We start from the raw sequence: 25,336 nt of genomic DNA, 5'->3' as shown, positions 1-25,336 counted from the left end.
AAATATTATGGGCGATACCCAATGTTTTCATTGTGGTGATGATTGCGACAAAGGCGAGATCATCTTTGAAGAAAAGTTTTTCTGCTGTCATGGGTGCAAGACCGTGTATGAGATATTCTCCCAGAACGACCTATGTAGTTATTACGATCTGCAGCAGGCGCCAGGAGCCATTCCCACTGAAATTCAAGGCAAGTACGATTATCTATCCAACAACGAGATCGTAGAAAAATTACTCGAGTTCAATGATGGAAGAACGCAGATAAGTACTTTCTATATACCACATATTCATTGTAGCTCCTGCATCTGGATACTAGAAAATTTACATAAGCTTTTACCATCGATCACCACTTCGCAGGTAAATTTTCCAAAGAAGACGGTGAGAATCGTCTTTGAGGCTGAAAAGACTTCACTAAAAGAAATAGTCATTTTACTGTGTAACATTGGCTACGAGCCTTACATCAGCCTAGAAGACTATGGCGAAGAGAAGAAAAAGGTGGATAGAAGCCTTATCTATAAGCTGGGACTGGCTGGGTTTGCTTTTGGAAACGTGATGCTTTTATCGTTTCCAGAATATTTTGAAGTTGAAGAATATTGGTTAGAACAATACAAACATGTGTTCAGATGGTTGATGTTCGCTTTTTCTGTTCCCGTGGTGGTTTATGCCGCAAAAGACTATTTCATATCTGCATACAAAGGGCTTCGGTCTAGATTATTGAACATTGATGTTCCCATAGCCTTGGGAATTACGGTTCTTTTCCTAAGGAGTACTATCGATATCATCTTTGATTGGGGCTCTGGTTTTTTCGACAGCTTGACAGGACTGGTATTTTTTCTACTGATCGGTAAATTCTTTCAACAAAAGACCTATAATTTTCTCTCCTTCGAACGCGATTATAAATCCTATTTTCCTATAGCCGTTACCCGTATCACTCAAAACAAAAAAGAAGAAACGGTCAATGTGTATGACATCCAGGAAGGAGATCGATTATTGATACGAAATGAAGAGTTGATTCCCGTGGATGGCATCTTGATCAGCGGCAATGCCAACATCGATTACAGCTTCGTTACCGGTGAAGCCGAAGCAGTGAAAAAGCAATCTGGGGACAAGCTTTTTGCCGGTGGGAAACAACTTTCCGAAGCCATCGAAGTGGAAGCGCTAAAATCTGTAGAACAGAGTTATCTAACTCAGTTGTGGAGCAATGATATATTCAACAAAGACAAGCTTGGCAGTTTTAAAACACTTACCGATGGCATCAGCAAGAACTTTACGATCACAATCTTATCTATCGCCATCATAGCAACTACCTTTTGGCTCATAACCGACGCTAGTTTGGCAATGAATGTATTCACGGCAGTTCTTATCATTGCTTGTCCGTGCGCCATTGCACTCTCGGCACCATTTACATTGGGAAACGTACTACGCATCTTTGGTAAACGGCGATTCTACCTAAAAAATGCCAGCATTATTGAACAGTTGGCTAAGATCGATACCGCCATCTTCGATAAAACTGGTACGATCACTACTAACAAAAAGACCAACATTAACTATGAAGGGTCAGAACTGACCAGAGAGGAAGAATCACTTTTGAAGAACACACTACGTTCCTCCAATCATCCATTGAGCAGGGCGCTCTATGAAATGCTCTCCGAATATGATATTATGCCATTGGACGCATATGAAGAACATCTTGGTAAGGGAATTGAAGGCAAGAAAAACGAGCAGCATATCAAATTGGGATCGGCAGAATTTGTAGGGGCTAAGCGCCAAGATACAGCTGAGAGCACCTCTGTACACTTATGTGCCAACGAAAGCTATAAGGGAAAATTCCTTTTTAATAATTCTTATCGTAACGGTCTGGCACAGCTCTTTAGAAACCTCAGCAGAGACATGCAGTTGGTCATTATCTCGGGAGATAATGAAGGAGAACGCGAACGTCTGTCAAAGCTTCTACCTGCCAACACAAAAATGTTCTTCCGCCAAAAACCACAGGACAAACTGAACCATATAGCACTTTTACAGCAACACGGGAGCAATGTGATGATGGTTGGTGACGGCCTAAATGACGCTGGTGCTCTTGCACAAAGCAATGTAGGAATTGCGATCTCGGAGAATGTGAACGTCTTCTCACCGGCCTGTGATGCCATTTTGGATGCGTCGAAATTTGAGCATTTGGACCAATACATAAAGGCTTCAAAAAATGCTGTTCAAGTTATTAAGGCCAGCTTTATCCTGTCTTTCATCTATAATATCATCGGTTTGTATTTTGCTGTTACGGGTCAGTTATCACCTGTGGTGGCAGCCATATTAATGCCTCTGAGTTCCATTAGCATTGTGGTGTTTACCACAGTGGCCACGAACATCCTTGGGCGGAGGTTGAAATAATTTCCATGAATCTCAAAAACATGATTTATGTCATTTTATTCATTTTACATCAAGTATACTTTTGAACCCAATAACAACAATTGGTATGAGCGTTATTTATCTTCTTTTGGCCATTAGCATTGTGGTCGCTATTGGCTTTTTTATTGCTTTTATCATTTCGGTAAGAAATGGCCAATATGACGATTCATATACGCCATCGGTTCGTATGCTCTTTGAGGACGAACTTATCACCGAAACGGAAAAAGAATCTTCACTAACTAATGATAAACAATCCTAATTATGGAAATGCAGCAATTTTATTATGATAACAAGATCGTAAAGAAATTTCTTGTAGCAACAATTCTATGGGGTGTTGTAGGGATGGTCGTAGGGCTATTGCTGGCCTTTATGTTCCTCTATCCTAATCTTACGGACGGCATCTCTTGGCTAAGCTTTGGTCGTTTGCGACCCTTACATACCAACGCGGTCATCTTCGCCTTTGTGGGGAATGCAACCTTTGCTGGCATCTATTATTCGCTACAACGATTGCTCAAGGCTCGAATGTTTAGCAACTTTCTAAGCAACTTCAACTTTTGGGGTTGGCAGCTCATCATTGTCGCTGCGGCAATCACCTTACCGCTCGGAATCACCACCTCGAAAGAATATGCAGAACTGGAGTGGCCTATCGATATTGCCATCGCTTTGGTATGGGTGGCCTTTGGAGTGAATATGATCGGCACCATTCTAAAGAGGAGACAACGTCACCTCTATGTTGCCGTATGGTTTTATATTGCCACTTTCGTTACCGTTGCTGTGCTGCATATCTTTAACAGTCTTGAGCTTCCTGTAAGTGCATTAAAGAGTTATTCTGTCTATGCAGGTGTACAAGATGCCTTGGTACAATGGTGGTATGGACACAATGCGGTGGCCTTTTTTCTAACGACACCTTTCCTTGGACTGATGTACTATTTTGTGCCAAAAGCTGCCAATAGACCGGTATATTCATATCGATTGTCAATTGTTCACTTTTGGTCCTTGATCTTCATCTATATCTGGGCAGGACCTCACCACCTCTTGTATTCTTCTTTGCCAGATTGGGCACAGAATCTTGGTGTTGTTTTCTCCATAATGCTCATCGCACCATCTTGGGGTGGTATGATCAATGGATTGCTTACACTTCGTGGCGCTTGGGACAAGGTAAGAACCAATCCTGTACTAAAATTTATGGTAGTGGCCATCACAGGTTACGGGATGGCTACCTTCGAGGGGCCAATGTTATCCATAAAGACCTTCAATGCGGTGGCTCACTTTAGCGATTGGGTCATTGCACATGTGCACGTCGGAGCTCTAGCTTGGAATGGCTTCCTAACCTTTGGTATGATCTATTATCTAATTCCAAAATTGTTTAAGACCCGATTATATTCGTTACAATTGGCCAATGCACATTTTTGGATAGGAACGCTAGGAATCATTCTATATGCTTTACCAATGTATGTCGCTGGTTTTACACAAGCCTCTATGTGGAAGCAGTTCAATCCTGATGGCTCGCTTGTCTATGGAAACTTCTTGGAAACGGTAACGCAGATCATTCCGATGTATTGGATGCGTGCTATCGGCGGAACTTTCTTTATCATAGGTATGTTGATCATGGTGTACAATGTAATTCTTACAGTACGACAAGGAAGTAAAGTAGAAGATGAATTGGCAGAAGCCGCCCCATTGGCAAGAGTTTCCAAACGACGTGTAGCTGGAGAAGGATTCCACACTTGGTTAGAGCGCAAACCTGTACAATTGACGCTACTGGCTACAGTTGCCATATTGATCGGAGGAATCATTCAAATCATTCCAACGTTGTTGGTAAAATCCAATATTCCTACCATCACCAGTGTAAAACCATATACACCTTTAGAACTTGAGGGAAGAGACCTCTATATCCGTGAGGGTTGTGTGAGTTGTCACTCCCAAATGGTACGCCCGTTTAGAAGCGAGGTAGAGCGTTATGGCGAATATGCAAAGGCGGGCGAATTTGTTTATGACCATCCTTTCTTATGGGGAAGTAAGCGAACCGGACCTGATCTGCTTCGGGTCGGTGGAAAGTATTCAGACAACTGGCATTTAAATCATATGTATGACCCTCAGAGCACTTCTTCTGGAAGTATTATGCCAGCATATCAATGGTTGGTGCGCAATGAGCACGACCGTTCTCAAACCGAGGCCAAGATGAAGGCGATGGTTTCGCTTGGTGTGCCGTATACCGAAGAGGACATTGACAATGCGAAGGCGAGTATGGCGGCACAGGCCGAAAAAATAGAGAAGAACCTTTACTCCGATCCAGATTTTGCTTCGACCTACGAAGCCGATAAGAAGTATGCTCAAGATAACGGACAGCCTTTTGTAGAAATGCGCGATAGAGAGATCGTGGCCCTCATCGCCTATTTACAGCGCTTGGGGACTGATATAAAAGTTAAAGATGTCGAAGAACTAACTGCTCAAAACCAATAGTCATGTTGAAGTTTGTAAAAAATCATATGGAAAGCATCACGGGTATCGAAATTTATCCGATGATCTCGTTAGTGATCTTCTTTGGATTCTTTATGTTGCTATTTTTGTGGGTGGTCACTGCCAAGAAAGAATATATCAAAGAAGTAAGTAATATTCCTTTAGACAATCAAAATCAATAAACACTATGAAAATTCCATCATACATAAGAGTCCTTTTACTATTCTTCATCGTCTATGGAATAGTTGAATATATGGTCGAAAGTGAGAAGCCCGCCTTTATCGAGTATCCGTACGTGGCTTTATTCTTGCTGCTCGTTCTGCTCATCCTTATCGCAATAGAAAGCATTGTAGGTGCAGTAGAGCGCGTTATGTTCCAAACGTTGAGTGAAGAGGCACAAGAACGCTATCTAGCCAAAAAAGAAAAGAAAGTCGAATTCAAATGGTTTAAAAACATCTACAACAAACTATTGGATCAGAGGGCCATCGAGGAAGAGGAAGAAATAATCCTCGATCATAACTATGACGGCATTAAAGAGCTTGACAACAGCTTACCACCTTGGTGGCTATATCTTTTCTATGCAACCATCGTCTTTGGCGTGGTATATCTGGCAAAGTATCATGTATTTAATGGAACGACCCAAGCTCAGGAATATGAGATTGAAGTAGCCGAGGCTAGGGCAGCCATTGAAGAATGGAAGAAAACGGCAAAAGATCTGGTAGATGTGAATACTGTCGTGTTACTTACGGATGCTTCCGATCTAAACGCTGGACAAAAGATCTTTACGACCAATTGTGTAGCGTGCCACATGGCAGATGGCGGTGGGGGAATCGGCCCTAACCTCACAGACAGACATTGGATATTAGGTGGCGGCATTAAAAACGTCTTTAGAACGATCTCTGAAGGAGGTAGGGATGGAAAAGGGATGATCGCATGGAAACAAAGTTTGAAGCCGGCCGAAATGGCGCAGGTGGCAAGCTACATATTATCCCTACAAGGTACAACACCAGCAAAACCAAAAGCTCCAGAAGGTGATATTTGGATAGACCCAGATGCACCACAGGAAGAAGCCCCTACTGATGACATCGAGCCAGAAAAGGCAAATGATTCATTAGAGGTTGCCATGAATTAATCATTGATCAAACAACAGCCCATTGGAAGCACCTGCCAACGAAAGATTTAGAGACTCTATCGGTACCATCGATGAAGAAGGAAAAAGGGCTTGGGTGTTTCCTAAAAAGCCAAGTGGGCGCTTTTATGAATATAGAAAATGGGTGAGCTATGGCCTGCTCGCCTTTCTATTTGCAGCTCCTTTTGTTAAGATCAACGGCAACCAGTTCTTGATGTTCAATGTGCTAGAACGTCGATTCAATATCTTTGGTTTTCCATTCTGGCCGCAAGACTTTCACCTCTTTGTCATTTCTATGATCATCGGAGTGGTCTTTGTAACCCTCTTTACAGTTGCGTTTGGACGACTATTTTGCGGATGGATATGCCCGCAAACCATCTTCATGGAAATGGTGTTTAGAAGGATCGAATATTGGATCGATGGCGATCGAGGGAAGCAGATTCGTCTAAAAAAACAAGCCTGGAACGCCGAAAAGATCAGAAAGCGCGTATTGAAAGGGGTCATTTTCTTTATCATCTCATTTCTGATCGCCAATATATTCTTGGCGTATTTGATCGGAAGTGATCAGCTCATTCGGTATATCACCGATGGACCTCTGGCACATGTGAGTACGCTGGTATCGCTTCTTATCTTTACGGGTGTTTTCTATTTCGTATTTGCATGGTTCCGAGAACAGGTCTGTATCATCGCTTGTCCATATGGAAGATTACAAGGGGTATTGCTGGATAATAAATCGATCGTCGTGGCCTATGATCACAAACGAGGTGAAGGCGAAAAAGGAAGAAAGAAATGGCGCAAGAATGAAGATAGACAAGCCCTAGGACATGGAGATTGTATCGATTGCTTTCAATGCGTCCATGTTTGTCCTACAGGTATCGATATTAGAAATGGTACGCAGTTAGAATGTGTGAATTGTACCGCTTGTATTGACGAATGTGATGATATCATGGAAAAAGTTGGACTTGCAAAAGGCCTCATTAGATATGCAAGTGAAGAGAATATAGAGAAGAAAGCTACCTTTAAAATCACTGCGCGAATGAAGGGCTATGCAGCAGTTTTAGCAATTCTTATAGGAGTGCTCACTGGAATGCTCTTTTTAAGAAATGATGTTGAAGCTACCATTCTAAGATTACCGGGGCAGCTATATCAGAAGAAAGAAAACAACATGATCAGCAACGTATATACCTACAAGCTGGTGAACAAAACGACCAACGAAATTAAAAATATCAGCTTCAAACTGTTATCTCACAATGGTACAATAGAATCCGTTACGCACGAAAATTTTGATATGCCAGCACAGGACCTGGCCGAAGGAACTCTCTTTGTAGAGATCAACGCCGCCGCCCTTACCGGTGATAAAGATCGTTTAAAGATCGGCATCTATAGTGGCGAAGATCTTATAGAGACAACAATGACAGCCTTTTTGGGTCCACGGAGTTATAAATAAAATTTAAAAAAAGAATAAGATGAAAATCAATTGGGGAACTGGAATCGTGATCACTTTTATAGCATTCATTGGGTTTATCTTGTATTTTGTGATCACCTTGACCACGAATTCGGCATACCATCATGAACTGGTCACTGAAAAGTACTATGAACAAGAACTTGGCTACCAGAAAGAGATCGATGCAGAACGAAATGCAAGAGCGCTGCCTATTGATATCGTTCTCGAGAAGACAGCCGAAGGAATGGAAATACGGTTTCCAGAGTCATTGGATCCCAAAGCGATCAAAGGAAAAATATCCCTATACAGACCGTCTAACAAACAACTAGATTTTGACATTCCAATTGTATTGTCTAAATCGCATTTGCTCATACCTGAACAACGTTTGGTAGACGGTCGCTGGGATATAAAGATCCATTGGGAATACGATCAAAAAGAGTATTTATTTAAAAAGAGTATCACGTATTAGCATGTTATTTTCAGCATTCATACTAGGCCTACTGGGAAGCCTCCACTGCATTGGCATGTGTGGCCCCATTGCCTTTATGTTACCCGTTGATAGACACAACCCCAAGAAGAAACTTTTTCAAATAAGCATCTATCATTTTGGCAGGATATTGGCATATAGCATCATAGGATTGCTCTTTGGGCTGTTGGGCAAGAGTTTTCAACTATTTGGGCTTCAACAACAGCTTTCTATCGGAGTTGGAGTGCTCATGATCTTTGTCGTACTGATTCCGCAACATCGATTAAGTCGTTTTTCACTATCCAAGCCATTATTCAAAATTGTCTCCAAAGTGAAGAGCGAATTGGGTGCTGCACTAAAAAAACGAACCCCTGATACTTTTATTACCATCGGTTTTTTAAACGGCTTTTTGCCGTGCGGACTGGTATATATGGCAGTCTTTGGAGCAGTCGCCCTTGGAGACACCTGGCAAGGGAGTATGTATATGATATTGTTCGGTTTAGGGACGATTCCTTTAATGACATCGGCCATTTACGCAAGTAACTTTTTAAATGGAAAAGCAAGGCAGCACATTCGGAAAGCAATTCCGGTCTTTGTGATGATCATCGGAGTCTTGTTTATCGTTCGAGGTTTGGGATTGGGTATCCCATACATTTCGCCTAAGCCTGTGGTCGAATTGGTGTCGGCAGAACTAGAATGCCATTGAAACATGCCTTTTGTCATTGTTTGCAGTTGAGAGATCTCCTAATTTCGGTCAGATTTTAGGTTGTCGAAGACCTATCAATATAATGCAGTATCCATTGATAATAACATTCAAAAAATGAAATCCAACTTTAAAAAGATCATCAATGCCGAAGTCCCGGTACTCGTGGATTTCCATGCGGATTGGTGTGGTCCGTGCAAAATGCTCGCTCCAATTTTAAAACAAGTGAAGGATGAGCTTGGAGAGGGCATCAAGATCGTTAAGATAGATGTGGACAAGAACCAAGCCATTGCCAATAAATTTCAAGTGCGAGGAGTCCCAACCATGCTTTTATTTAAAGATGGAAAGCAGGTCTGGCGACAGTCTGGAGTACTTCAAAAACAAGATATCATCAATATCATTAATTCTCAATAACCAACGCTATGAAATACACTTTAAATACCGTTTTGCCAGAAGATGCAGTTTCCGTAGTAAAATCTGGAGACCGAGTATTCTTTCAAGGAGCCGCGATGACCCCCAACGTGCTTATAGATGCACTTTGTAATCGTTATGCAGAATTAGAAGATGTTGAGATCATTCAAATTCATACCGAAGGAAGCGCACCTTACATTCAAGAACCTTTTAGCAATTCCTTTAAATTGAGTTCTTGTTTTGTGGGAGGAAATGTCCGAAAGGCCGTAAATATGAACAATGGTGATTATATCCCGATGTTTCTTGGTGAAATGCACCTGCTTTTCAGAAGGCAAATTCTGCCCTTGGATGTCGCTTTGATACAAGTATCACCACCAGACAAACATGGCTATTGTTCATTGGGCGTTTCAGTAGATATCACCTTGCCGGCGATACAGAACGCCAAAACGGTCATCGCGCAAGTGAATCCACAGGTACCACGTACACATGGAGACGGTATCATTCACATGAAACAGATCGATCTTGCGGTTGAGGTCGATATGCCAATTCATACGACCATACTACCAGAGGTCACCGATATAGAACGTAAGATCGGGCGGCACGTGGCCAGTTTGATCGACGATGGCGCCACCTTGCAGATGGGTATTGGAAACATTCCCAACGCGACTTTGAGCAACTTGGGCAACCATAAGCGCCTGGGGGTGCATACCGAAATGTTCTCCGATGGCATATTGCCCTTGGTAGAAAGCGGTGTCATCACTGGTGAGGAAAAGGAAATTAAGACCAATAAAATAGTGACCTGCTTTGCTGCCGGATCACAAAAGCTATATGATTTTATAGATGACAATCCTATTGTCCATTTCAAAGAGGCAGCCTATACCAATGATACAGCTATTATAAGACGGAATCCTAAGGTGACAGCTATCAACAGTGCAATAGAGATCGACCTTACTGGACAAATTTGCGCCGATACGATTGGTAGTTATCAATATTCTGGCGTGGGCGGCCAAATGGATTTTATTAGAGGGGCCTCTTTATCTGAAGGTGGAAAGGCCATCATCGCAATGCCATCGACGACCAAGAAAGGAGCTTCGAAGATCTCGCCCTTTCTCAAAGAAGGTGCGGGCGTTACTACGACAAGGGCACATGTGCATTACGTTGTCACCGAATATGGGGTAGTGAACTTATTCGGAAAAAGTTTGAAGAAACGCGCAAAGGCACTTATTTCCATTGCGCATCCTGATCATAGAGCAGCTTTAGAGGAAAAAGCCTTCGAGAGGTTCAAATGTATCATATAAGATCTTGTCGCCCTGATTAACTATTAAAGGTATGGAACGAGCCCAAAAACTATTGACCATAAAGCTAGTTCATACTGTAATATGGGCATTCTTTGTTGCGATCATCTTTTATATCCTATATTCCGGATTAACAAATACCGTAAATACGTATACCTGGATCGGTATTGGACTTATCATTGGTGAGGGTATAGTTTTGTTACTGTTTAAGATGTATTGCCCTCTTACAGTCTTAGCGCGGAACTTTTCAGATTCTCAAAAGGACAATTTTGATATTTTCCTGCCTAATTGGTTAGCTAAACATAACAAATTGATCTTTACTACCATTTTTGTTGTAGGGTTTGTACTTGTAGTATTTAGATCGCTCAACCAGCCTTAAAATGGTTTATCATATGTTGCTCAATGGCTAGAAATCCTTTTTCTTCGACTTTCTGTAGATATTTAGGATAGGAAAAAGAACCCATATAGCAAGCCCGAGAAAGGAAAAAAGGACGCCTGTATTCGTTCCGAAGAATTTCTGGAACACTGCTCCAGTATAGCCTAAAAGAGCAGATATATCGAGTTTTAATAAAATAAGAATCCGTGAAAGATCGATCGGATTGAGCATGGTTGCCCACAATGAAAACTTATCCAAGGGGTAGGACTCAAAAATGATGAGTGATGCCAGAAACAATCCATCGTAAATGACCGCCATAAACAACCAGAAGAGAATAGCGTAGCTAAATCCTTTGATCTTGTTCTCGTTATAAAGCGCAATATTGAAGGCGAGCGCTGTGAAGATGAAGGTGAGAAAGGTTCCGATGATGAGCAACAAGAAAAATTCCCAGATGGCATCCGACTCGAAAAGACCATAAAAGAGAAAAGGCAGTCCCAATCCAATGATCAAACTCATGGAAAGCGACAAGGCCACACCCAAATACTGCCCTAGAAAAATAGAGGTTCGTTTTACGGGTTGTGCCAAGAGCAATTCGGTGAACTCCCTTGAGTTATAATAATACATGACCCCAAAGATGGTTCCAATAAGCGGCACCAATACAATGATGACATTCATCAAGGTAATGATGGCCTTCGAAAGGTCGCTGTTTAGGAATAACAGCACCATTCCCAGTGCCAAATAGAACAATAGGTAAATATAGCTCCATCGGCTACGAATAAGATCAAAGAAGCTGTATTTCAATATTTTAAACATAGGTTTCCTTTAAGATGGATGCAATGGCGTGTTCGAAATCTCGTTCGTCGGTCTTTTCCCTCAATGCGGCGATAGTTCCTTTAAAATAGATCACCCCATCCAATAGAAAGACGATCTCGTCGGCCACTTCTTCAACAAAGCTCATGATATGAGAGGTGATCAGAATGGTCTTTCCCTTTTGCTTTTCTCGTTGAATCAATTTCTTTAAATGCAAGAGTGCGATAGGATCGAGCCCAGCAGTAGGTTCGTCGAGGATGATCAACGGACTATCGAACATCAAGGCCAAAACAAGATTCACCTTTTGTTTGGTTCCTCCAGAAAGATTGACCAACTTCTTATCCAAGAAAGGCTGAAGGTTAAAAGCCTCAACAAGTGGCTGAAGCTCCCCTTTCCTTTCGCGCAGATCAACGATCATCCTTATAAGTTCTTTCACCTTCAAATTATTGGGAAAATTAGCGATCTGAGGTAAATAATCTATTTCTTGACGATATCTCCAAGCATTCTTTATGGATCGATCATCAATATAGATCGTTCCATGGTCCGGAATCACCATTCCCAAAAGGCATTTGATCAAGGTCGTCTTACCTGACCCGTTGGGGCCCAATACAGCGAAAACCCCACCGTTCTCAATTTGAAGATCGATACCACGAAGCACTTGGTTTTTAGAAAAGGATTTATGTAAATTCTCTATACTGATCATCGTGTGCGATTTATCAAAGGATTATGATCTACCAGGTCATCCGGAGTAAAAACAGGTGACACCCTTTCTGAGAAGTCGATGATGTCGACAAACAAGCTTCTCATAAGGATGATCGTCTCTGGGGTACGATTCACCACATAGGAGAACAATTTTACCGGACGATGTGGAACATCTCCTATTCCATCTTTATCAAGGTCGTAACCCGTATAATTGCTCCAATAGTTTTGATCGAAAATATTATCGTTGAGTTTGCTGTTATAGGAAACATCGAAACTATTGTACAAGAAGTTATTATTGATAAAATTATTGGTGTAACAGGCGCCTCTTACTTTGATCGCCCATCCATTCTGTTTGAAATCGTTACTGTGATAGTTGATTCTATTGGCACCCTCGATGCTAATGCCTATGGTATTCTCCTCAAATAAATTACCCTTGATCTCCGCGTCATTGATCTCCTTTAATAGCAGTCCGTACGAAGCCGTTCCCCAATTCTTACGAAAGGTATTCTGGAGCATTTTAATTTTTTTTGAGAACATCACTGCTACGCCCGCACCATTGTTTTCAAAGGTGTTAGACTGATAGAGGTCATCGTTTGAGAACATAAAATGTAGGCCGTAACGCAAGTTGTTGGTACTCCTATTGTTTTTGATGCGGCAATTGTTGGCAAACTCAAGATAGATGCCATCCCTTACTTTGGTAATTATATTTTCTGCAATATCTATATTGTGTGAATACCACAACTGAATACCATTCCCAGAGTTGTATTCTTCTTTGGCATTTCCTATGATCCTATTATTAAGTACTTTTCCATCTCTCGACTTCTCTAAATAGATTCCAAAGAACAATTTTTCGAGCACTAAGTTCTGAATGACAAAGTGTTTGCTCTTTACTACTCTGACCGCGGCAAAATCTTCGGTATAACTAGTGCCCACATTGATGATGAAGAGTCCATCAATAATCACGTGATCTGCCTGTACCCTGATGATTTCACCTTTGGATTCACCATCGATGGTCGGATAGTCTATACCTAGAAGCGTAAGCGGCTTATCGATGATCAAACCTGACTCATAATAGGTTCCTTTTCTAATGAGTACTGTATCTCGCGACTTGGCCAATTCAATTCCTTCTTTGATGGTCGTGACCGAACAGTTCTTACAAACCTCTATTCGCGAGGCCCATAACAGGCTCGGAAGCACCAAAAAAAACATGAGTATCAGGGATGAGATATTTTTCATCTTATGAGAAGAAATTTCGCATTTTGGATGGCTTTTACACTATGCTCGGTGTTTGCTGGAAAATCGAAAGTTTGATGGGTTTTCAGCAGGTATTCTTTGTCATTGATATAAAAGACCATTTCACCTTCAAGCATTACTAATAGTACATCTCTAGGTGCGGTATGTTGAGGAAATCTATGTCCTTTTTCTAGGCTAACGATCAATACTTCAGCAGCTTCTTTAGCTACGAGTTTTTTGATCTTTAACCCTTCAAAATCCAATTTATTAATATGGTCGGTAACTTGATACATCTCGCGCTATCTTAAATAGGTTAATAATCCCTCCCAATCGTAAAGTTCACCTCCTTTTTCGAGCTGTACCTCTACGGCCTGTTGTTTGTCTTTGAACCCTGTTAGATAAGCACCCATAGGGCTCGGAACATTTTCACTGATCAAGAAGGTCGCTTTGGTCGCATCGATCAATTCCTCTGGAGTGGCATAATGATTGGCCAAATAGTACCTGATCCGTTTCTCTTCTATTTGCTCGTGATAGTTTACCATGCATTCTATGGCGTCAAACTTATAGACCTTTCCCTTATTGGTAACGATCTCTGCGGCATGTATCTTATCGACAATGGTCATACTACAATAATGACAACCGTCTACACCGTATTCTATTGGTTTTGGACCATTGCTACAAGCACAAAAGAAAACGATGACCAGTAATGATATAGGCAACCTGTTATTCATGATTCGCTTTTTAAATTCTTTTCTTTTTTACCTACGAAAAATGCCACGAAGGAAAGCGCGATGCCAGCGGCCAAGAAATATGCTCCTAATTGAGGGTACGAATGTGCCTTGAAATTCAAGATATCCTTTGACCCAAACAATGGCGGTTGAAATCCCATGACAGAACCATCGGGATTGGTGAACTTCATAATGGCTTTCGGATCTAGATCATGACCGTAATCGTGTTCCCATAAATAAAAGTCGTATAAACCTGCAGCACTGAGTAGCATCATTAAGATAAACCATCCCAAATACCACTTGTAATTTCCCTTCCAGGCGATCAATAACCCTAAAATGGTGGTGGTGATGATACCTGCCGGAAATATCTTAAACTCTGGTATGGCCTCCGGGATGTACTTCATCCCCACGTAATGATTCATCAAATTGATGTTCTGAATGTCGTGAGGGTGCATATCGGTAAAATCATTGATATGAATGTTCATCCCTAGGGGTATAGGATATTGTGGCGCTTCTAGTGTTATATTCCATAAAGGAAAGACAAATAGGAATAGCGGAAGCAATGCCGCAACGATCATTATTATTCTAGATTTCTTCTTCATATTTGTGGTGTTATTCTTTGTAAGAAGGGGGAGAAAGATCTTCCTCCCCCTTCAAAAGGAAATTAAATAAGTGTTATTGAATTACCTTTAATCTTCACCTAGCGACCACGACAATGCAATATTGGAAGATGCTGGCGACACTCTCACATATCCCTGCATCTCTTGGTGCAATGCCGAACAGAAATCGGTGCAATAGAATGGCCAGACCCCGACTTGTTTAGGCTCCCAAACAAAAGTTTCGGTTTGGCCTGGCATGATCAACAATTCAGAAGTATTGGCACCGATCATACTGATCCCATGAGGCACGTCGTAATCTTGTTCCAAGTTAGTGACATGGAAATACACCTTATCCCCTACTTTGATGCCTTCGATGTTATCTGGTGTAAAGTGACTTCGTATCATCGTCATATAGACATGTACTTCATTCCCATTGCGTTCTACGCGTGTCTCAGCACTGCTTTTCACTCCATATTTATGCTGATTCTCTTCTAGCTTAAATATCTTCTTGGATCGTGGTTTTACAAGATCTGCCGCGATGCCTGCCGCATAGTGCGGTTCTCCAACCGTTGGAAAATCCAACAACAACTCCATTTTTTCACCAGTGATATCGTACAACTGCGCGGATTGTGTCACCTCCGGACCCGTAGGAAGATAACGGTCCTTGGTGATCTTATTCATGGCCAATGCATATTTTCCAAAAGGCTTTCTACTATTTCCTCCTGGGATCATTAAGTGTCCCACAGAGTAGTAGGTTGGTTTTCTATCGATCACCTCCCAAGTGCCCACTTTCCATTTTACAACTTCAGAAGAAATGAAGAAGGTGGTATAGGCATTTCCTTTGGCATCAAACTCGGTATGCAAAGGACCTAATCCTGCCTGAGACACCACTCCCGCCAACGCATCCTCGAATTTAATGATCGGAATTCCGTAGGCATCGCCATCGAATTTCTTATTCTCTATAGCATCCAACATTTTAGTGAAAGAGTGCACCGTGAGGTCGGCAGATAACTTGCCATTGCCAACGATGTATTCTCCCGTTGGGTCTACATCACATCCGTGAGGCGATTTTGGAGTTGGTAAAAAATAGACCAAACCTGGGCAATCTGCCGGGTCGAGTACTCTTACCTCTTTTTTCATCGTGGAAGTTGCCGTGTGCGTTCTTTCGTCATAGACGTTGTGCGCATAATTGGCTGGCATTGTTTTGAATTTTCCTTGTTTGATATATTCTTCTGCCTTTTTCCAATTGATCGCCGCAATAAAGTCCTTATCGTTTTGCGAAGCATTGACTTCCATCAAAGTATGCGACTCTTCCGAATTATAGGTCGAAAAGAAAAACCATCCATGTGAGGCACCTCTACCCGGGTGTGCCAGATCATAGTCAAATCCTGGGAGAAGGATCTGAAAGGCCATTTCCATCCCGCCATCTTCTGGGTCGACACTGATGAAGGAAACAGAACCTTTGAACTTGCCTTTGTACTCCTTGATCGAAATATCCTGTTGCGGAATCGGAACGGAGAATCGTGTGCCCGCGACGACATACTCCGTGTTTTCGGTAACGAAAGAGGAGCTGTGGTTACCAGCACTATTTGGTACTTCGATGATCTCTGTGGTTTCAAAGGTGCTCAAGTCTATCTTAGCGATTCTAGGCGTATTATTTCCATTGATAAATACCCATCGCCCATCGAGTTCCCCATTGGTCTGGGAGATATCTGGATGGTGACTGTCATCCCAAGGAATAAAGCCGTGAGAAGTATTCAACATGGGTTTGGTCTCTTCATTATAACCCCAAGCCTTCTCCGCATCTTGCGAGAAGACCGGAATTATTTTGAACAGGCGTCCAGACGGTAAACCATAGACCGATAATTGACCGCTGAACCCCCCAGAGACAAATGCATAGAACTCATCGTGCTCTCCAGGAGCAACATACACTTTCTCTGCAACGTTTGACGCCAAGGCCCCATTTTCGGAAGATCTTCCGGTTTTATTACAGCCGGAAAAGATCATTGCCGTAGCACATATCGCAATCACAAATTTTATAGAGTTTTTCATTGAACGAGTTTTTTTTGTATTAATCTGTTGGTGGTAGTAATACCTTATCTATAACATGCACGATACCGTTTCCGGCCTTTACACTCGCAATTATCTTGGCATCGCCAATGTACACATCTTCTCCTTTCACCGTGACAAAAACATCGACACCGTTGGACTGTCCTAATTTTTTAAATTTCTTTAAGAAATCCTTAGAATAATTTCCAGGAGTAACGTGATATTTGAGAATGTTAGCCAACATATCTTTATTTTCTGGCTTTAAAAGATCTTCTACAGTGCCTTCGGGAAGTTTTTCAAATGCCGCATTTGTAGGTGCAAAGACCATCAAGGGTCCTGCATTGACCAAGGCATTTTCTAACTCCGCCGCCTGCACGGCTGCAACCAAGGTGGTATGGTCGGGGGAACCTATGGCTATGTTGAGGACGTTAGGGGTAGCTTCATCATCCTTGATGAAGGCCTGCCCCTGCTTTTCAGCTTTTTCAACTACTTTTTGCTCAGTGTTTGAATCACTCGGTTCGTTTTTGGTTTCTTTGCAACCAATAAAAAATAGGATGCTCAGAAAAACCAAGATCAATTGGTTGATTGTTTTCATTTTTGGATCTATGTTAATTTTCTGGTTTCAGCGTTCTGAAATATTCGAGTATTGCCCTGGCTTCCTCTTCGGTAAGACTTTGATTGGCCATGGGAGAACCATTATGCTCCACCAATAACTCTTTGGCTAGAGGATCTTCTTTGACCATCTTCTCAGGATCTAGGATCATGTTCATCACCCATTCTGGCGTCCTTCTATCTAAAATACCCACTGGTGGTGGACCAATGAATTTTTTATGAGACTTGTGACATGCAGTACATTTCACTTTAAAAAGCTCCGCACCCGTGGCGGCCATTTTCTCATCGACCATTGCGGGTAAGGTTAAAGTTTGGATTTTTCCTACGCCCTTGTTCGTAAGGTCCACTCTTTCTGAAGCCAAGACCTTGGTCGTGGTTGGGTTGGTTTCTTTTTTCTCTGATGTGGTGGATTTGGATCTTTCGTAACTGAATTTTTCTTTTTTCTCTTCTTTTTCTCCACAGCTTATAAAAACTACTGCCAATAAAAGAGGGATGATCTTGAATACTGTTCTCATGGAGGAAGGTGTTTGTTATGGTATCAAAAGTAATTAGGGCGGAAAAGTTAAAATATGACAAAAATCATATTTAAGACATCTATATCTTTTTTATTTTTATCCCAAAAATTGCACTATGTTCTCAAATTCTACAAAATACGCTTTGAAGGCCGTTCTTTACCTTGCGGTACACTCGAATGAAGACCAAAAAATAATGGCAAAGGATATTTCCGCACCTATCAACGTTCCTAAAGCATATATAGCAAAGCTTCTTCAAGAGCTTTCAAGAAAAGGTCTGATTTCCTCTGTAAGAGGTCCGAAAGGAGGATTTTATTTAAGTGCACAAAATAAAGAACACACACTTATCGAAATCATAGAGGCTATCGGCGACACCGATCATATGAGAAGCTGTTGGCTTAGCCTAGAGGGATGTGATGAGAACAGACCTTGTCCGCTGCATGCGGTATTGGCATCATCTAAATCAAAAATTCTGCAGCAGCTAGAACGAAAAAGTATCAACGAAACGGCTGAGGAGGTCAAGGCGGGTATTTCATTTTTGCCGCTTTGAGCAATTTCATGAAAAAAGGGAGACGACAAGCATCTCCCTCTTTTGGTTTCCAAGACAAAATTACGTTCGTCATATTATATTTTAAAGGTCATCACCGGAGTATTGGCATGATTTACAATATCCTCACCAATACTTCCGATAAAAAAGTGCGACAGCCCTTTTCTGCCATGTGTGGGAATCGCCAAAACATCAGCATCGACCTTCTGGCCATGCGCAAACAATCCTTTCTCCACAGAATAATCATTTCTGACAGTCACTTTTTTCATATTATCGGTATTGCCATCAGCCTTGATAAAAAACTCTTTTAATTGCTTCTCTATCTCATCGCTATCTTTAAAGCTTTCATTAGGCAAGTTTACATATAGCAAACTTACATCAGCCTTGATCTTTTTGAACAATGACATCGCATTGAGATAAGGTCGCACATTGTCTCGTTTAAAATCACTGGCAAATACTACCTTGTTAGCACTAAAATCTTTACGTCGCTGTTTTACCACCAACACAGGCAATTCGGAATTTCTCACCACCTTCTCAGCATTACTGCCGACAAACAGTTCCTTTGCGCCACTAGCGCCGTGAGACCCCATAACGATGAGGTCGGCACCTTGCTCGATAGCGGTGTTGTTCACTTCCGAAAAAACTTTGTGATACTGCACGATATCAGTGACCTTAACACCTTCTAAGTAGTCCTTTTCCAAAAAGTTCTCGAACTTCTTTTTTGCCAACTTCATAAAGAAAAGCGCTTCGGAGTAGTCCGAACCTTCGGCCTTGTTCACAAGAGATTCAGAAATTTCGAGCATATGAAGTGCTAAGATCTCGGCATTGTTAGCTTTTGCCAAATTAGCAGCCACCTCTAATGCGTAGTCCGAATATTCTGAAAAGTCGATGGGTACGATAATTTTATTCATAGTTTTATTGATTAGGGTTTAGTTTAAATAGTCATCGAAAAAAGTTGTGCTTCTGGTCTCTTTCTTTTAAGTCTTAGATCAAAACCCATGCAAATATTTCGTACAAAAGGGATTCCTTTGGTTGTTATCTTCAAATGATCTGAACCGATCTCCAAAAGTCCGTCCGACTCCATTTCCTTCAATTGGATCAGTACATCAGCGAGTTCGCTGAAACGTCCTTCTTCAGCACTCCATTGTGTGGAGAACTTACACATGAGGTTAAGGATATGCTTTCTAATAATGACGTCCTCCTCATTTAAGATATGACCTCGAAACACAGGAAGGATATTATTGTCGATCAGCGATCGATATTCTTCCACCCCTTTCACGTTTTGTGCAAAGCCATACCAACTATCTCCAATGGCGGAAACGCCGAGTCCGACCATCAGCTGAGTCTTCGAAGCGGTATACCCCATGAAATTTCTATGCAACCTCTTTTCATCAACGGCTTGATAGAGCGAGTCGGTCCTTAAAGCAAAATGATCCATCCCTATCTCGCTATAGTGGTTTTCTTCGAGTAATTGCTTCCCATTTTGATACATCTCTTGCTTTTGGTGCGCTTTGGGAAGATCGGCCTCGTCAAATCCGCGCTGTCCATTTCCTTTGATCCACGGAACATGGGCATAACTATAAAATGCGATTCGATCTGGATTTAAAAGTCTTGTCTTTTCAATAGTGTGCTTTACATCGTCGACCGTTTGAAATGGCAGTCCGAAGATGAGATCGTGCCCGATAGAAGTATATCCTATTTTGCGAGCCAATTTGGTAACCCGTTCCACATTTTCAAAGGGTTGAATTCTGCGAATGGCCTTCTGTACCGTCTCATTATAATCCTGTACGCCAAAGCTTACCCTTCTAAAACCTAGATCGAACAACACTTTCAAATGTTCTTCGGTGGTGTTATTGGGATGCCCCTCAAAACTAAATTCGTACTCCTCGGCAATATGAGAGCCGCGCAGTATTCCCACGATCAAAAATTCTAAATTTTCAGGACTAAAAAAAGTTGGAGTTCCACCACCGATGTGCAATTCCTTGATCACGGGTCTTTGGCCAAACAATTCTCTATATAGTTTCCATTCTTTGAGTACCGACTTTATGTAAGGGACCTCAACCTCATGCTTTTTGGTAATTCGCTTGTTACAACCACAGAAGGTACACATGCTTTCACAGAAAGGTAAATGTATGTAGAGGCTTATCCCTTCTTCGGTACTGTTTTCTAGAAAGCGCTGCTTTAGAGACTGCTTCCAACGTATCAGGGAAAAGGTGTCGTTCTCCCAATATGGCACCGTGGGATAACTCGTGTAGCGAGGTCCTGGGACGTTGTACTTCTTTATAAGATGCTTGTTCATAGAAATATATTGCGTCTCAAAAATAAGGGCTGTATTTGGCTCTAAATATGACATAAGTCATTTAGAGGATTTTGTTTGTTTTATACCTTTCTATTCAATAACCAAAACCGTAAAACCATGAGACTGATTGCTATTTTAATACTTGGAACGTTGTTAGCGACACCCCTCTGGTCGCAAGAGCATAAAGGGCTGGAGGCCGTTGGCGAACTATCTGAAGGTCTGATCGCCATAAAGAAAGATGGGAAATGGGGCTTTATCGATACTGAAAACAATATGGTCATCGATTTTCGTGATGACATCGTCGGGGAATCCTATAAAAGTTCAAAAGATCGTAAAGCACCAAAATTTAAGAACGACCGTTGCCTTATCATGTTAAAAAAAGAAGGCATCCCTTACTATGGTTATATCGATAGGACCGGCAAAACAGTGATCCCTCCACAATATTTGAATGCTACAAATTTTCACGAGGGATATGCGTTGGCGGTAAAACCGTATAAAACCGTAAGAGGCAGAAATAAGTATTTGGACAAGGAAATCATTCAATACAATTTTGCTGAAGAGCTCATAGATGTCAATGGCAACTATGTAAAAAGTTTAAAGGAAATGCCGCATATTTTGATGTCTGAGAAAAAATTCAAAAAACCATTTTCCAGTTCACATTTTATTAGCTCGAAACAAATTGCAGTAATGACTCAAAAGGAAGGTTGGCAGGTATTCTCACTAGATAAAAGTTTGTGATCATGGCACTTAATTTTAACAAATATGCCGCTGAAGGAAATTCTTTCCTTAAAGAATATGCCAAAGGGTTGAATCTTGGTGAAGACACAGCAACGGCCGGAAGGATCTTGTCTGCTGTTCTTCATGGTTTGCGCGATGTGATCTCTACGGAAGAGTCGTTGCAGCTGATCGCTCAATTTCCTATGTTCCTAAAAGCGGTCTATGTGCAAGGCTGGTCTTCCAAAAAAAAGAGAAAGGTGAAGAATATGACCGATTTCATCGATCGTGTAAGAGATTATGATGGAGTCACCTCGGTTCATGATTTCAAGTCCGACGAGCTGGCCGAACGCTACATCGACGCCACCTTTATCCTGTTGCGAAGGTATATTTCATTGGGTGAATTGGAAGACATTCGCACCGAATTACCAAAGGACCTTAAGAGTATGGTGTATCATAATTTTATGTTCTAATCCACTATTAAAGATTCTTTTAATTACTTGATTTACCTATCGCTTTGATCTCTCATGAGTCTTAGTGCCAACGTATGCGCCTATCCTGTAACCTAGCTCGGTATTTCCTATAAACGACCAAGTTCAATACTACAAACCAACCTATAAAAGACAAAAAAGTTACTTTTTGAATCAATGGCAGCGCTCTTATCAAGGAGCCAGTCTCATAGACATAATAATTTCCTAAGAAAATAAAAAGACAAAAAACACCCCAACCGAAAAGCTTGAAAAAACGGATCTTGAAGAGTTCGATCAAAACGGACAGGAGCGTTATCACTCCAAAGGATCCTGCTATTCTAAGGATGAGGTCGTGATTGACAGAAGATAAAAATACGGTCATACCTAAAGAGGCCACCCCGGTCACCAACGTTATTTTTTGGTTGACGCTCTTTGTGGTAAAAATTACAGGTAAGTAAAACCACAACAGAATCAGGCTCGTGCATAATATTCCCAATGCGACTATTGCCAAGGCTCGTGAGGTGTTGAGCTCCCCATTGATGGCTTGGACATCCAGTAGGTCGCATAGGTAGTTATGAATAAAACTGAACCCAGGCTTGTTGGGAAAAGCATCGGAGCCACCGGGATAGAGCATAGCTGCGAAAAAATATAATAGCACGAAGATGACCATTCCAAAGATGGGCAAAAGCATTAGTTTTCTTTTTAAAACATTGAAGCGCATGTTTCTCTCTTGGTCATATCCAATAAATACAATATCAGTTAAATTAAAAATGACAAGTATCAGTGAAAATAGCAAAGATTATCTTTTTCTTTACACTCAATACAGGATAGTATGAAAAGGTCGCTGTCGACATACATCTTAATGCTCCTACTTCTTTTTCAAGCGGTCAGTGCCATTCCTTCGGGAGCCATGCTTATCTATGACCCAAGCGGAATAACTATTGGATTTCCTAGAAGTATTCTCCAAGACTTACAGGTCAACGCTCCCTTTACAAACTTCTTGATACCAGGCCTGTTCCTAATGATCTTTTTAGGATTGCTGCCCTTACTTATCGTCTATGGTCTTATCACAAAGAAGAATTTTAAGTTGATGCAAACTATCAACCTTTATAAGAACTACCATTGGTCCTGGACCTTTTCCTACTATTTGGGCATCCTTTTGGTGCTATGGATATGCATGCAGCTCTATTTCGGGATCGGATTTGGGATGCTTCACTTCTGGTATGCTTTATTGGGTGTATTGATCGTGGTCGCCACCCAATGGACAAGTACCAAGCGAGACTATTATATATCCGACCATTCTTGGGAATAACTCAACAATCGGTGGTATTGTTCAAATTGCATTTTTGAAGAACCTGTTTGGACTTGCTTCCATATCGATAGACGGTGATGCCCTTGAGTTTATATTTCCAGGCGGTCCAAAAAATTGTCGACACCTCATCGATAGTGGCCGAAGTAGGTAGATTGATAGTCTTGGAAACGGCATTATCGGTATATTTTTGGAATGCCAGTTGGTGCTTTAAGTGATATTCCCATGGAATCTCCAAACTCGTTTTGAATAATTCCTTCATGTCATTCGGAATAGTCTTTATATGTTGAATACTTCCCGTTTTTCTAACCTCGTTTTCAATTTCTTTGTTCCATAATTTCAGTTCTTTCATTTTTTGAACAAAAACCCTATTGAATTCATTCTGAACCTTTCCGCCTAAAATGCCTACGCGCTGATAAGCTAATGCAAAAAGAGGTTCTATTGAATAGGAAGTGTTTGCGATCACCGATATCGTACCCGTAGGCGCAATGCTGTTGCAGGTAGCATTTCTTCGCTTTTGACCCGAGGAAAAGCTTCCTCTTTCCTTTGACAGTGCCGTAGAAGCTTCATAGCTTTTTTCTTTAATGAACTTCATAAGCCTTTCACCTAAAGAAATGGCCTTTTTTGAGGCATAGGGAATTTCCAACAGCATCAACAATTCTGCCCATCCCATTACTCCAAGTCCAATTTTTCGGTTGGTAGTTGTCATCTTTTTTATCTGGGACAAGATGTAATGATTGGCATCGATAACATTATCTAAAAATCGAACGGCCATCGTCACAGTATCGCCGAGCTTTGTCCAATCGAGCCTGATGTTGTCATTTTGAGAGGAGATCATTTTTACAAGATTCAACGAACCGAGATTACAACTCTCATAAGGCAAAAGAGGCACTTCGCCACAAGGATTGGTGCTTTCTATGGTTCCTAAATTGGGGGTGGGATTTTGTTCGTTGATGGTAGACAAGAATATGAGCCCAGGATCCCCAGTTTTCCAAGCTTCTTCCGTAATGGCGTTCCAAACTTCTGTAGCTTCCACTTTTTTGGCGATGCTACCATCTCTTGGATTGATAAGCGACCACGGCAATTGCTCTTCGACGGCCTTCATGAATTCGTTAGAAATTCCGACCGAAATATTGAAGTTTTGCAAACTCAGGTCATCAGCTTTTGAAGTGATGAAATCCAGAATATCGGGATGGTCAGCATTTAAAATCCCCATATTGGCTCCTCTGCGTTTGCCTCCTTGCTTTACATGTTCGGTAGCTGCATCATAGACTTTCATAAAGGCGACTGGGCCAGAGGCTTTGCCAGAGGAGGTCGTTACCCAATCACCTTTCGGTCTTAATTTTGAAAAATTATATCCCGTACCACCTCCGCTTTGATGAATGAGTGCGGCGTCTTTCAAGCTCGTGAAAATACTTTCTAAGCTATCATCTACGGGAAGCACGAAACAAGCGCTAAGTTGTCCTTTTGGATTCCCAGCATTCATAAGTGTTGGCGAGTTTGGAAGAAACTCCAAACCCGCCAACAAATTATAAAAACGCGCTTCCCATAGTGAACGATCTTTTTTTTCCGCACTAGCTATATGCCTAGAAACTCTTCGGAAGAGTTCTTCCGGGCTTTCTATGATCTTGCCCTCTGCATTCCTTAACAGATAGCGTTCCTTGAGAATCTCTATGGCATTATCAGTGAGCATCGCTCATTACAGGTGAGGCTTCATTTTGCTTTTGCGTTTTTTGAGCTGTCGCTCCAAGTCTTGTATCGTCTCGGTAACAGCAAGTTCAAATGACTCCTCGTTCGAAGACGAAAATATCCTTGGGCCAGGGGCACTTAATTCTATCTCGCAGATCTTTCCTTTCGGCGACGGGTCATTCTCTTGCTTTATGTTCACTTGTGCTTTGATCAACCAATCATATTTTTCTGCCAGTAGGCTCAATTTCTTTTGAATAAAGGTTTCAAAGGTTTCACTTCTTGGAATTTGTACAAATTGAATTTGAATGTTCATGTTCTAATAAATTTAAATGGTTATCATTTCAGATTGAAGTTTATATGAATTTAATGATTCGCTCT

Annotated in this window: 29 protein-coding genes; 15 read left to right on the top strand and 14 right to left on the bottom strand. The window is 41.5% G+C overall.

All coding sequences use genetic code 11. The features are described from left to right. The first annotated feature begins 7 nt into the window (after nucleotides 1-7). The 11 genes from ACFQ1M_RS16545 to ACFQ1M_RS16495 all read left to right on the top strand — a co-directional run bounded on the left by ACFQ1M_RS16545 (nucleotide 8) and on the right by ACFQ1M_RS16495 (nucleotide 10,688). Complete coding sequence (locus tag ACFQ1M_RS16545) at nucleotides 8-2,383, top strand: heavy metal translocating P-type ATPase (RefSeq protein ID WP_386410289.1); 2,376 nt, start codon at nucleotides 8-10, stop codon at nucleotides 2,381-2,383. 85 nt (nucleotides 2,384-2,468) lie between these two features. After that, a complete protein-coding gene (gene ccoS / locus ACFQ1M_RS16540; RefSeq protein WP_386410286.1) occupies nucleotides 2,469-2,660 on the top strand; it encodes a cbb3-type cytochrome oxidase assembly protein CcoS in 192 nt (63 codons plus the stop codon). 2 nt (nucleotides 2,661-2,662) lie between these two features. Next, the gene (gene ccoN, locus ACFQ1M_RS16535) at nucleotides 2,663-4,864 is read left to right on the top strand and encodes a cytochrome-c oxidase, cbb3-type subunit I (protein WP_386410283.1); all 2,202 of its coding nucleotides are present in this window, start codon (nucleotides 2,663-2,665) and stop codon (nucleotides 4,862-4,864) included. 2 nt (nucleotides 4,865-4,866) lie between these two features. Further along, nucleotides 4,867-5,043 (top strand): CcoQ/FixQ family Cbb3-type cytochrome c oxidase assembly chaperone, encoded by a 177-nt coding sequence (locus tag ACFQ1M_RS16530; protein ID WP_386410280.1) that lies wholly within the window; start codon nucleotides 4,867-4,869, stop codon nucleotides 5,041-5,043. 5 nt (nucleotides 5,044-5,048) lie between these two features. Next, the gene (locus ACFQ1M_RS16525) at nucleotides 5,049-5,993 is read left to right on the top strand and encodes a cbb3-type cytochrome c oxidase N-terminal domain-containing protein (protein WP_386410277.1); all 945 of its coding nucleotides are present in this window, start codon (nucleotides 5,049-5,051) and stop codon (nucleotides 5,991-5,993) included. Between the two features lie 22 nt (nucleotides 5,994-6,015). Beyond that, nucleotides 6,016-7,437: a cytochrome c oxidase accessory protein CcoG gene (ccoG, locus tag ACFQ1M_RS16520; protein WP_386410274.1), complete on the top strand. Its 1,422-nt coding sequence runs from the start codon at nucleotides 6,016-6,018 to the stop codon at nucleotides 7,435-7,437. Nucleotides 7,438-7,456: 19 nt separating this feature from the next. Then, nucleotides 7,457-7,903 (top strand): FixH family protein, encoded by a 447-nt coding sequence (locus ACFQ1M_RS16515; protein ID WP_386410271.1) that lies wholly within the window; start codon nucleotides 7,457-7,459, stop codon nucleotides 7,901-7,903. A 1-nt stretch (nucleotide 7,904) separates the two neighbouring features. After that, nucleotides 7,905-8,606, top strand: coding sequence for a sulfite exporter TauE/SafE family protein (locus ACFQ1M_RS16510; RefSeq protein ID WP_386410268.1), 702 nt, complete (start codon nucleotides 7,905-7,907; stop codon nucleotides 8,604-8,606). 114 nt (nucleotides 8,607-8,720) lie between these two features. Then, nucleotides 8,721-9,017 carry a thioredoxin gene (gene trxA, locus ACFQ1M_RS16505; RefSeq protein WP_386410265.1) on the top strand — a complete coding sequence of 99 codons (297 nt, stop codon included), beginning with the start codon at nucleotides 8,721-8,723 and terminating at the stop codon, nucleotides 9,015-9,017. Between the two features lie 8 nt (nucleotides 9,018-9,025). Continuing rightward, nucleotides 9,026-10,312 carry an acetyl-CoA hydrolase/transferase family protein gene (locus tag ACFQ1M_RS16500; RefSeq protein ID WP_386410262.1) on the top strand — a complete coding sequence of 429 codons (1,287 nt, stop codon included), beginning with the start codon at nucleotides 9,026-9,028 and terminating at the stop codon, nucleotides 10,310-10,312. A 31-nt stretch (nucleotides 10,313-10,343) separates the two neighbouring features. Continuing rightward, nucleotides 10,344-10,688 carry a hypothetical protein gene (locus ACFQ1M_RS16495; RefSeq protein ID WP_386410259.1) on the top strand — a complete coding sequence of 115 codons (345 nt, stop codon included), beginning with the start codon at nucleotides 10,344-10,346 and terminating at the stop codon, nucleotides 10,686-10,688. Nucleotides 10,689-10,715: 27 nt separating this feature from the next. On the opposite strand, the gene ACFQ1M_RS16490 is transcribed toward ACFQ1M_RS16495, so the two are convergent. The 9 genes from ACFQ1M_RS16490 to ACFQ1M_RS16450 form a co-directional block, all read right to left on the bottom strand. Further along, nucleotides 10,716-11,498 (bottom strand): ABC transporter permease, encoded by a 783-nt coding sequence (locus tag ACFQ1M_RS16490; RefSeq protein ID WP_386410256.1) that lies wholly within the window; start codon nucleotides 11,496-11,498, stop codon nucleotides 10,716-10,718. Beyond that, nucleotides 11,491-12,198, bottom strand: coding sequence for an ABC transporter ATP-binding protein (locus ACFQ1M_RS16485; RefSeq protein ID WP_386410253.1), 708 nt, complete (start codon nucleotides 12,196-12,198; stop codon nucleotides 11,491-11,493). Before ACFQ1M_RS16485 ends, ACFQ1M_RS16490 begins: the two co-directional genes overlap by 8 nt. Beyond that, complete coding sequence (locus ACFQ1M_RS16480) at nucleotides 12,195-13,433, bottom strand: nitrous oxide reductase family maturation protein NosD (RefSeq protein WP_386410250.1); 1,239 nt, start codon at nucleotides 13,431-13,433, stop codon at nucleotides 12,195-12,197. The genes ACFQ1M_RS16485 and ACFQ1M_RS16480 overlap by 4 nt, the downstream gene beginning before the upstream one ends. Next, on the bottom strand, nucleotides 13,430-13,723 hold the full coding sequence (locus ACFQ1M_RS16475) for a cupin domain-containing protein (protein WP_386410247.1): 294 nt from the start codon (nucleotides 13,721-13,723) through the stop codon (nucleotides 13,430-13,432). The genes ACFQ1M_RS16480 and ACFQ1M_RS16475 overlap by 4 nt, the downstream gene beginning before the upstream one ends. Before the next feature lie 6 nt (nucleotides 13,724-13,729). Then, complete coding sequence (locus tag ACFQ1M_RS16470; RefSeq protein ID WP_386410244.1) at nucleotides 13,730-14,161, bottom strand: nitrous oxide reductase accessory protein NosL; 432 nt, start codon at nucleotides 14,159-14,161, stop codon at nucleotides 13,730-13,732. Further along, nucleotides 14,158-14,760 (bottom strand): hypothetical protein, encoded by a 603-nt coding sequence (locus ACFQ1M_RS16465; protein ID WP_386410241.1) that lies wholly within the window; start codon nucleotides 14,758-14,760, stop codon nucleotides 14,158-14,160. Before ACFQ1M_RS16465 ends, ACFQ1M_RS16470 begins: the two co-directional genes overlap by 4 nt. 87 nt (nucleotides 14,761-14,847) lie before the next feature. Continuing rightward, nucleotides 14,848-16,764 carry a Sec-dependent nitrous-oxide reductase gene (gene nosZ / locus ACFQ1M_RS16460; RefSeq protein WP_386410915.1) on the bottom strand — a complete coding sequence of 639 codons (1,917 nt, stop codon included), beginning with the start codon at nucleotides 16,762-16,764 and terminating at the stop codon, nucleotides 14,848-14,850. 64 nt (nucleotides 16,765-16,828) lie between these two features. Next, nucleotides 16,829-17,401, bottom strand: a complete 573-nt coding sequence (locus ACFQ1M_RS16455) for a fasciclin domain-containing protein (protein WP_386410238.1) — start codon at nucleotides 17,399-17,401, stop codon at nucleotides 16,829-16,831. Nucleotides 17,402-17,414: 13 nt separating this feature from the next. After that, complete coding sequence (locus tag ACFQ1M_RS16450; RefSeq protein ID WP_386410235.1) at nucleotides 17,415-17,933, bottom strand: c-type cytochrome; 519 nt, start codon at nucleotides 17,931-17,933, stop codon at nucleotides 17,415-17,417. 115 nt (nucleotides 17,934-18,048) lie between these two features. Here ACFQ1M_RS16450 and ACFQ1M_RS16445 point away from each other — a divergent pair, with 115 nt between their 5' ends. Next, the gene (locus ACFQ1M_RS16445; RefSeq protein ID WP_386410232.1) at nucleotides 18,049-18,480 is read left to right on the top strand and encodes an RrF2 family transcriptional regulator; all 432 of its coding nucleotides are present in this window, start codon (nucleotides 18,049-18,051) and stop codon (nucleotides 18,478-18,480) included. A gap of 74 nt (nucleotides 18,481-18,554) precedes the next feature. On the opposite strand, the gene ACFQ1M_RS16440 is transcribed toward ACFQ1M_RS16445, so the two are convergent. After that, nucleotides 18,555-19,388 (bottom strand): universal stress protein, encoded by an 834-nt coding sequence (locus ACFQ1M_RS16440; RefSeq protein ID WP_386410229.1) that lies wholly within the window; start codon nucleotides 19,386-19,388, stop codon nucleotides 18,555-18,557. A gap of 23 nt (nucleotides 19,389-19,411) precedes the next feature. Next, the gene (gene hemN / locus ACFQ1M_RS16435; protein ID WP_386410912.1) at nucleotides 19,412-20,776 is read right to left on the bottom strand and encodes an oxygen-independent coproporphyrinogen III oxidase; all 1,365 of its coding nucleotides are present in this window, start codon (nucleotides 20,774-20,776) and stop codon (nucleotides 19,412-19,414) included. A gap of 117 nt (nucleotides 20,777-20,893) precedes the next feature. Between hemN and ACFQ1M_RS16430 the strand changes: the two genes are divergently transcribed. Both ACFQ1M_RS16430 and ACFQ1M_RS16425 read left to right on the top strand, forming a co-directional pair. Then, nucleotides 20,894-21,514: a WG repeat-containing protein gene (locus tag ACFQ1M_RS16430; protein ID WP_386410226.1), complete on the top strand. Its 621-nt coding sequence runs from the start codon at nucleotides 20,894-20,896 to the stop codon at nucleotides 21,512-21,514. 2 nt (nucleotides 21,515-21,516) lie between these two features. Continuing rightward, nucleotides 21,517-21,963 (top strand): DUF2267 domain-containing protein, encoded by a 447-nt coding sequence (locus ACFQ1M_RS16425; RefSeq protein WP_386410223.1) that lies wholly within the window; start codon nucleotides 21,517-21,519, stop codon nucleotides 21,961-21,963. 61 nt (nucleotides 21,964-22,024) lie between these two features. On the opposite strand, the gene ACFQ1M_RS16420 is transcribed toward ACFQ1M_RS16425, so the two are convergent. Then, nucleotides 22,025-22,651, bottom strand: coding sequence for a hypothetical protein (locus ACFQ1M_RS16420; protein WP_386410220.1), 627 nt, complete (start codon nucleotides 22,649-22,651; stop codon nucleotides 22,025-22,027). A gap of 171 nt (nucleotides 22,652-22,822) precedes the next feature. Here ACFQ1M_RS16420 and ACFQ1M_RS16415 point away from each other — a divergent pair, with 171 nt between their 5' ends. After that, nucleotides 22,823-23,272, top strand: a complete 450-nt coding sequence (locus ACFQ1M_RS16415) for a hypothetical protein (protein ID WP_386410217.1) — start codon at nucleotides 22,823-22,825, stop codon at nucleotides 23,270-23,272. A 1-nt stretch (nucleotide 23,273) separates the two neighbouring features. Here ACFQ1M_RS16415 and ACFQ1M_RS16410 read toward each other — a convergent pair whose 3' ends face one another. Both ACFQ1M_RS16410 and hpf read right to left on the bottom strand, forming a co-directional pair. Further along, a complete protein-coding gene (locus ACFQ1M_RS16410; protein WP_386410214.1) occupies nucleotides 23,274-24,962 on the bottom strand; it encodes an adenosylcobalamin-dependent ribonucleoside-diphosphate reductase in 1,689 nt (562 codons plus the stop codon). Between the two features lie 6 nt (nucleotides 24,963-24,968). Beyond that, nucleotides 24,969-25,271 carry a ribosome hibernation-promoting factor, HPF/YfiA family gene (hpf, locus tag ACFQ1M_RS16405; RefSeq protein WP_386410211.1) on the bottom strand — a complete coding sequence of 101 codons (303 nt, stop codon included), beginning with the start codon at nucleotides 25,269-25,271 and terminating at the stop codon, nucleotides 24,969-24,971. Between the last annotated feature and the right edge of the window lie 65 nt (nucleotides 25,272-25,336).

The sequence above is a fragment of the Sungkyunkwania multivorans genome (assembly GCF_042675645.1).
Lineage (GTDB): Bacteria > Bacteroidota > Bacteroidia > Flavobacteriales > Flavobacteriaceae > Sungkyunkwania > Sungkyunkwania multivorans.
Note: the sequence above shows the minus strand (reverse complement) of the source record. Positions and strands in the feature narration are given on the sequence as shown.

Bases quoted from the DNA above. Each gene is read 5' to 3' on its own strand.
- ACFQ1M_RS16430 (WP_386410226.1), top strand. From the start codon at position 20,894: ATGAGACTGATTGCTATTTTAATACTTGGAACGTTGTTAGCGACACCC.
- ACFQ1M_RS16500 (WP_386410262.1), top strand. From the start codon at position 9,026: ATGAAATACACTTTAAATACCGTTTTGCCAGAAGATGCAGTTTCCGTA.
- ACFQ1M_RS16440 (WP_386410229.1), bottom strand. From the start codon at position 19,388: ATGAATAAAATTATCGTACCCATCGACTTTTCAGAATATTCGGACTAC.
- ACFQ1M_RS16455 (WP_386410238.1), bottom strand. From the start codon at position 17,401: ATGAAAACAATCAACCAATTGATCTTGGTTTTTCTGAGCATCCTATTT.
- ACFQ1M_RS16475 (WP_386410247.1), bottom strand. From the start codon at position 13,723: ATGTATCAAGTTACCGACCATATTAATAAATTGGATTTTGAAGGGTTA.
- ACFQ1M_RS16465 (WP_386410241.1), bottom strand. From the start codon at position 14,760: ATGAAGAAGAAATCTAGAATAATAATGATCGTTGCGGCATTGCTTCCG.
- ACFQ1M_RS16525 (WP_386410277.1), top strand. From the start codon at position 5,049: ATGAAAATTCCATCATACATAAGAGTCCTTTTACTATTCTTCATCGTC.
- trxA (WP_386410265.1), top strand. From the start codon at position 8,721: ATGAAATCCAACTTTAAAAAGATCATCAATGCCGAAGTCCCGGTACTC.
- ACFQ1M_RS16515 (WP_386410271.1), top strand. From the start codon at position 7,457: ATGAAAATCAATTGGGGAACTGGAATCGTGATCACTTTTATAGCATTC.
- ACFQ1M_RS16495 (WP_386410259.1), top strand. From the start codon at position 10,344: ATGGAACGAGCCCAAAAACTATTGACCATAAAGCTAGTTCATACTGTA.
- ccoN (WP_386410283.1), top strand. From the start codon at position 2,663: ATGGAAATGCAGCAATTTTATTATGATAACAAGATCGTAAAGAAATTT.
- ACFQ1M_RS16420 (WP_386410220.1), bottom strand. From the start codon at position 22,651: ATGCTTTTGCCCATCTTTGGAATGGTCATCTTCGTGCTATTATATTTT.
- ACFQ1M_RS16445 (WP_386410232.1), top strand. From the start codon at position 18,049: ATGTTCTCAAATTCTACAAAATACGCTTTGAAGGCCGTTCTTTACCTT.
- ACFQ1M_RS16425 (WP_386410223.1), top strand. From the start codon at position 21,517: ATGGCACTTAATTTTAACAAATATGCCGCTGAAGGAAATTCTTTCCTT.
- ACFQ1M_RS16410 (WP_386410214.1), bottom strand. From the start codon at position 24,962: ATGCTCACTGATAATGCCATAGAGATTCTCAAGGAACGCTATCTGTTA.
- ACFQ1M_RS16530 (WP_386410280.1), top strand. From the start codon at position 4,867: ATGTTGAAGTTTGTAAAAAATCATATGGAAAGCATCACGGGTATCGAA.
- ACFQ1M_RS16545 (WP_386410289.1), top strand. From the start codon at position 8: ATGGGCGATACCCAATGTTTTCATTGTGGTGATGATTGCGACAAAGGC.
- hpf (WP_386410211.1), bottom strand. From the start codon at position 25,271: ATGAACATTCAAATTCAATTTGTACAAATTCCAAGAAGTGAAACCTTT.
- ACFQ1M_RS16485 (WP_386410253.1), bottom strand. From the start codon at position 12,198: ATGATCAGTATAGAGAATTTACATAAATCCTTTTCTAAAAACCAAGTG.
- hemN (WP_386410912.1), bottom strand. From the start codon at position 20,776: ATGAACAAGCATCTTATAAAGAAGTACAACGTCCCAGGACCTCGCTAC.
- ACFQ1M_RS16510 (WP_386410268.1), top strand. From the start codon at position 7,905: ATGTTATTTTCAGCATTCATACTAGGCCTACTGGGAAGCCTCCACTGC.
- ACFQ1M_RS16480 (WP_386410250.1), bottom strand. From the start codon at position 13,433: ATGAAAAATATCTCATCCCTGATACTCATGTTTTTTTTGGTGCTTCCG.
- ACFQ1M_RS16415 (WP_386410217.1), top strand. From the start codon at position 22,823: ATGCTCCTACTTCTTTTTCAAGCGGTCAGTGCCATTCCTTCGGGAGCC.
- nosZ (WP_386410915.1), bottom strand. From the start codon at position 16,764: ATGATCTTTTCCGGCTGTAATAAAACCGGAAGATCTTCCGAAAATGGG.
- ACFQ1M_RS16490 (WP_386410256.1), bottom strand. From the start codon at position 11,498: ATGTTTAAAATATTGAAATACAGCTTCTTTGATCTTATTCGTAGCCGA.
- ACFQ1M_RS16450 (WP_386410235.1), bottom strand. From the start codon at position 17,933: ATGAGAACAGTATTCAAGATCATCCCTCTTTTATTGGCAGTAGTTTTT.
- ccoS (WP_386410286.1), top strand. From the start codon at position 2,469: ATGAGCGTTATTTATCTTCTTTTGGCCATTAGCATTGTGGTCGCTATT.
- ACFQ1M_RS16470 (WP_386410244.1), bottom strand. From the start codon at position 14,161: ATGAATAACAGGTTGCCTATATCATTACTGGTCATCGTTTTCTTTTGT.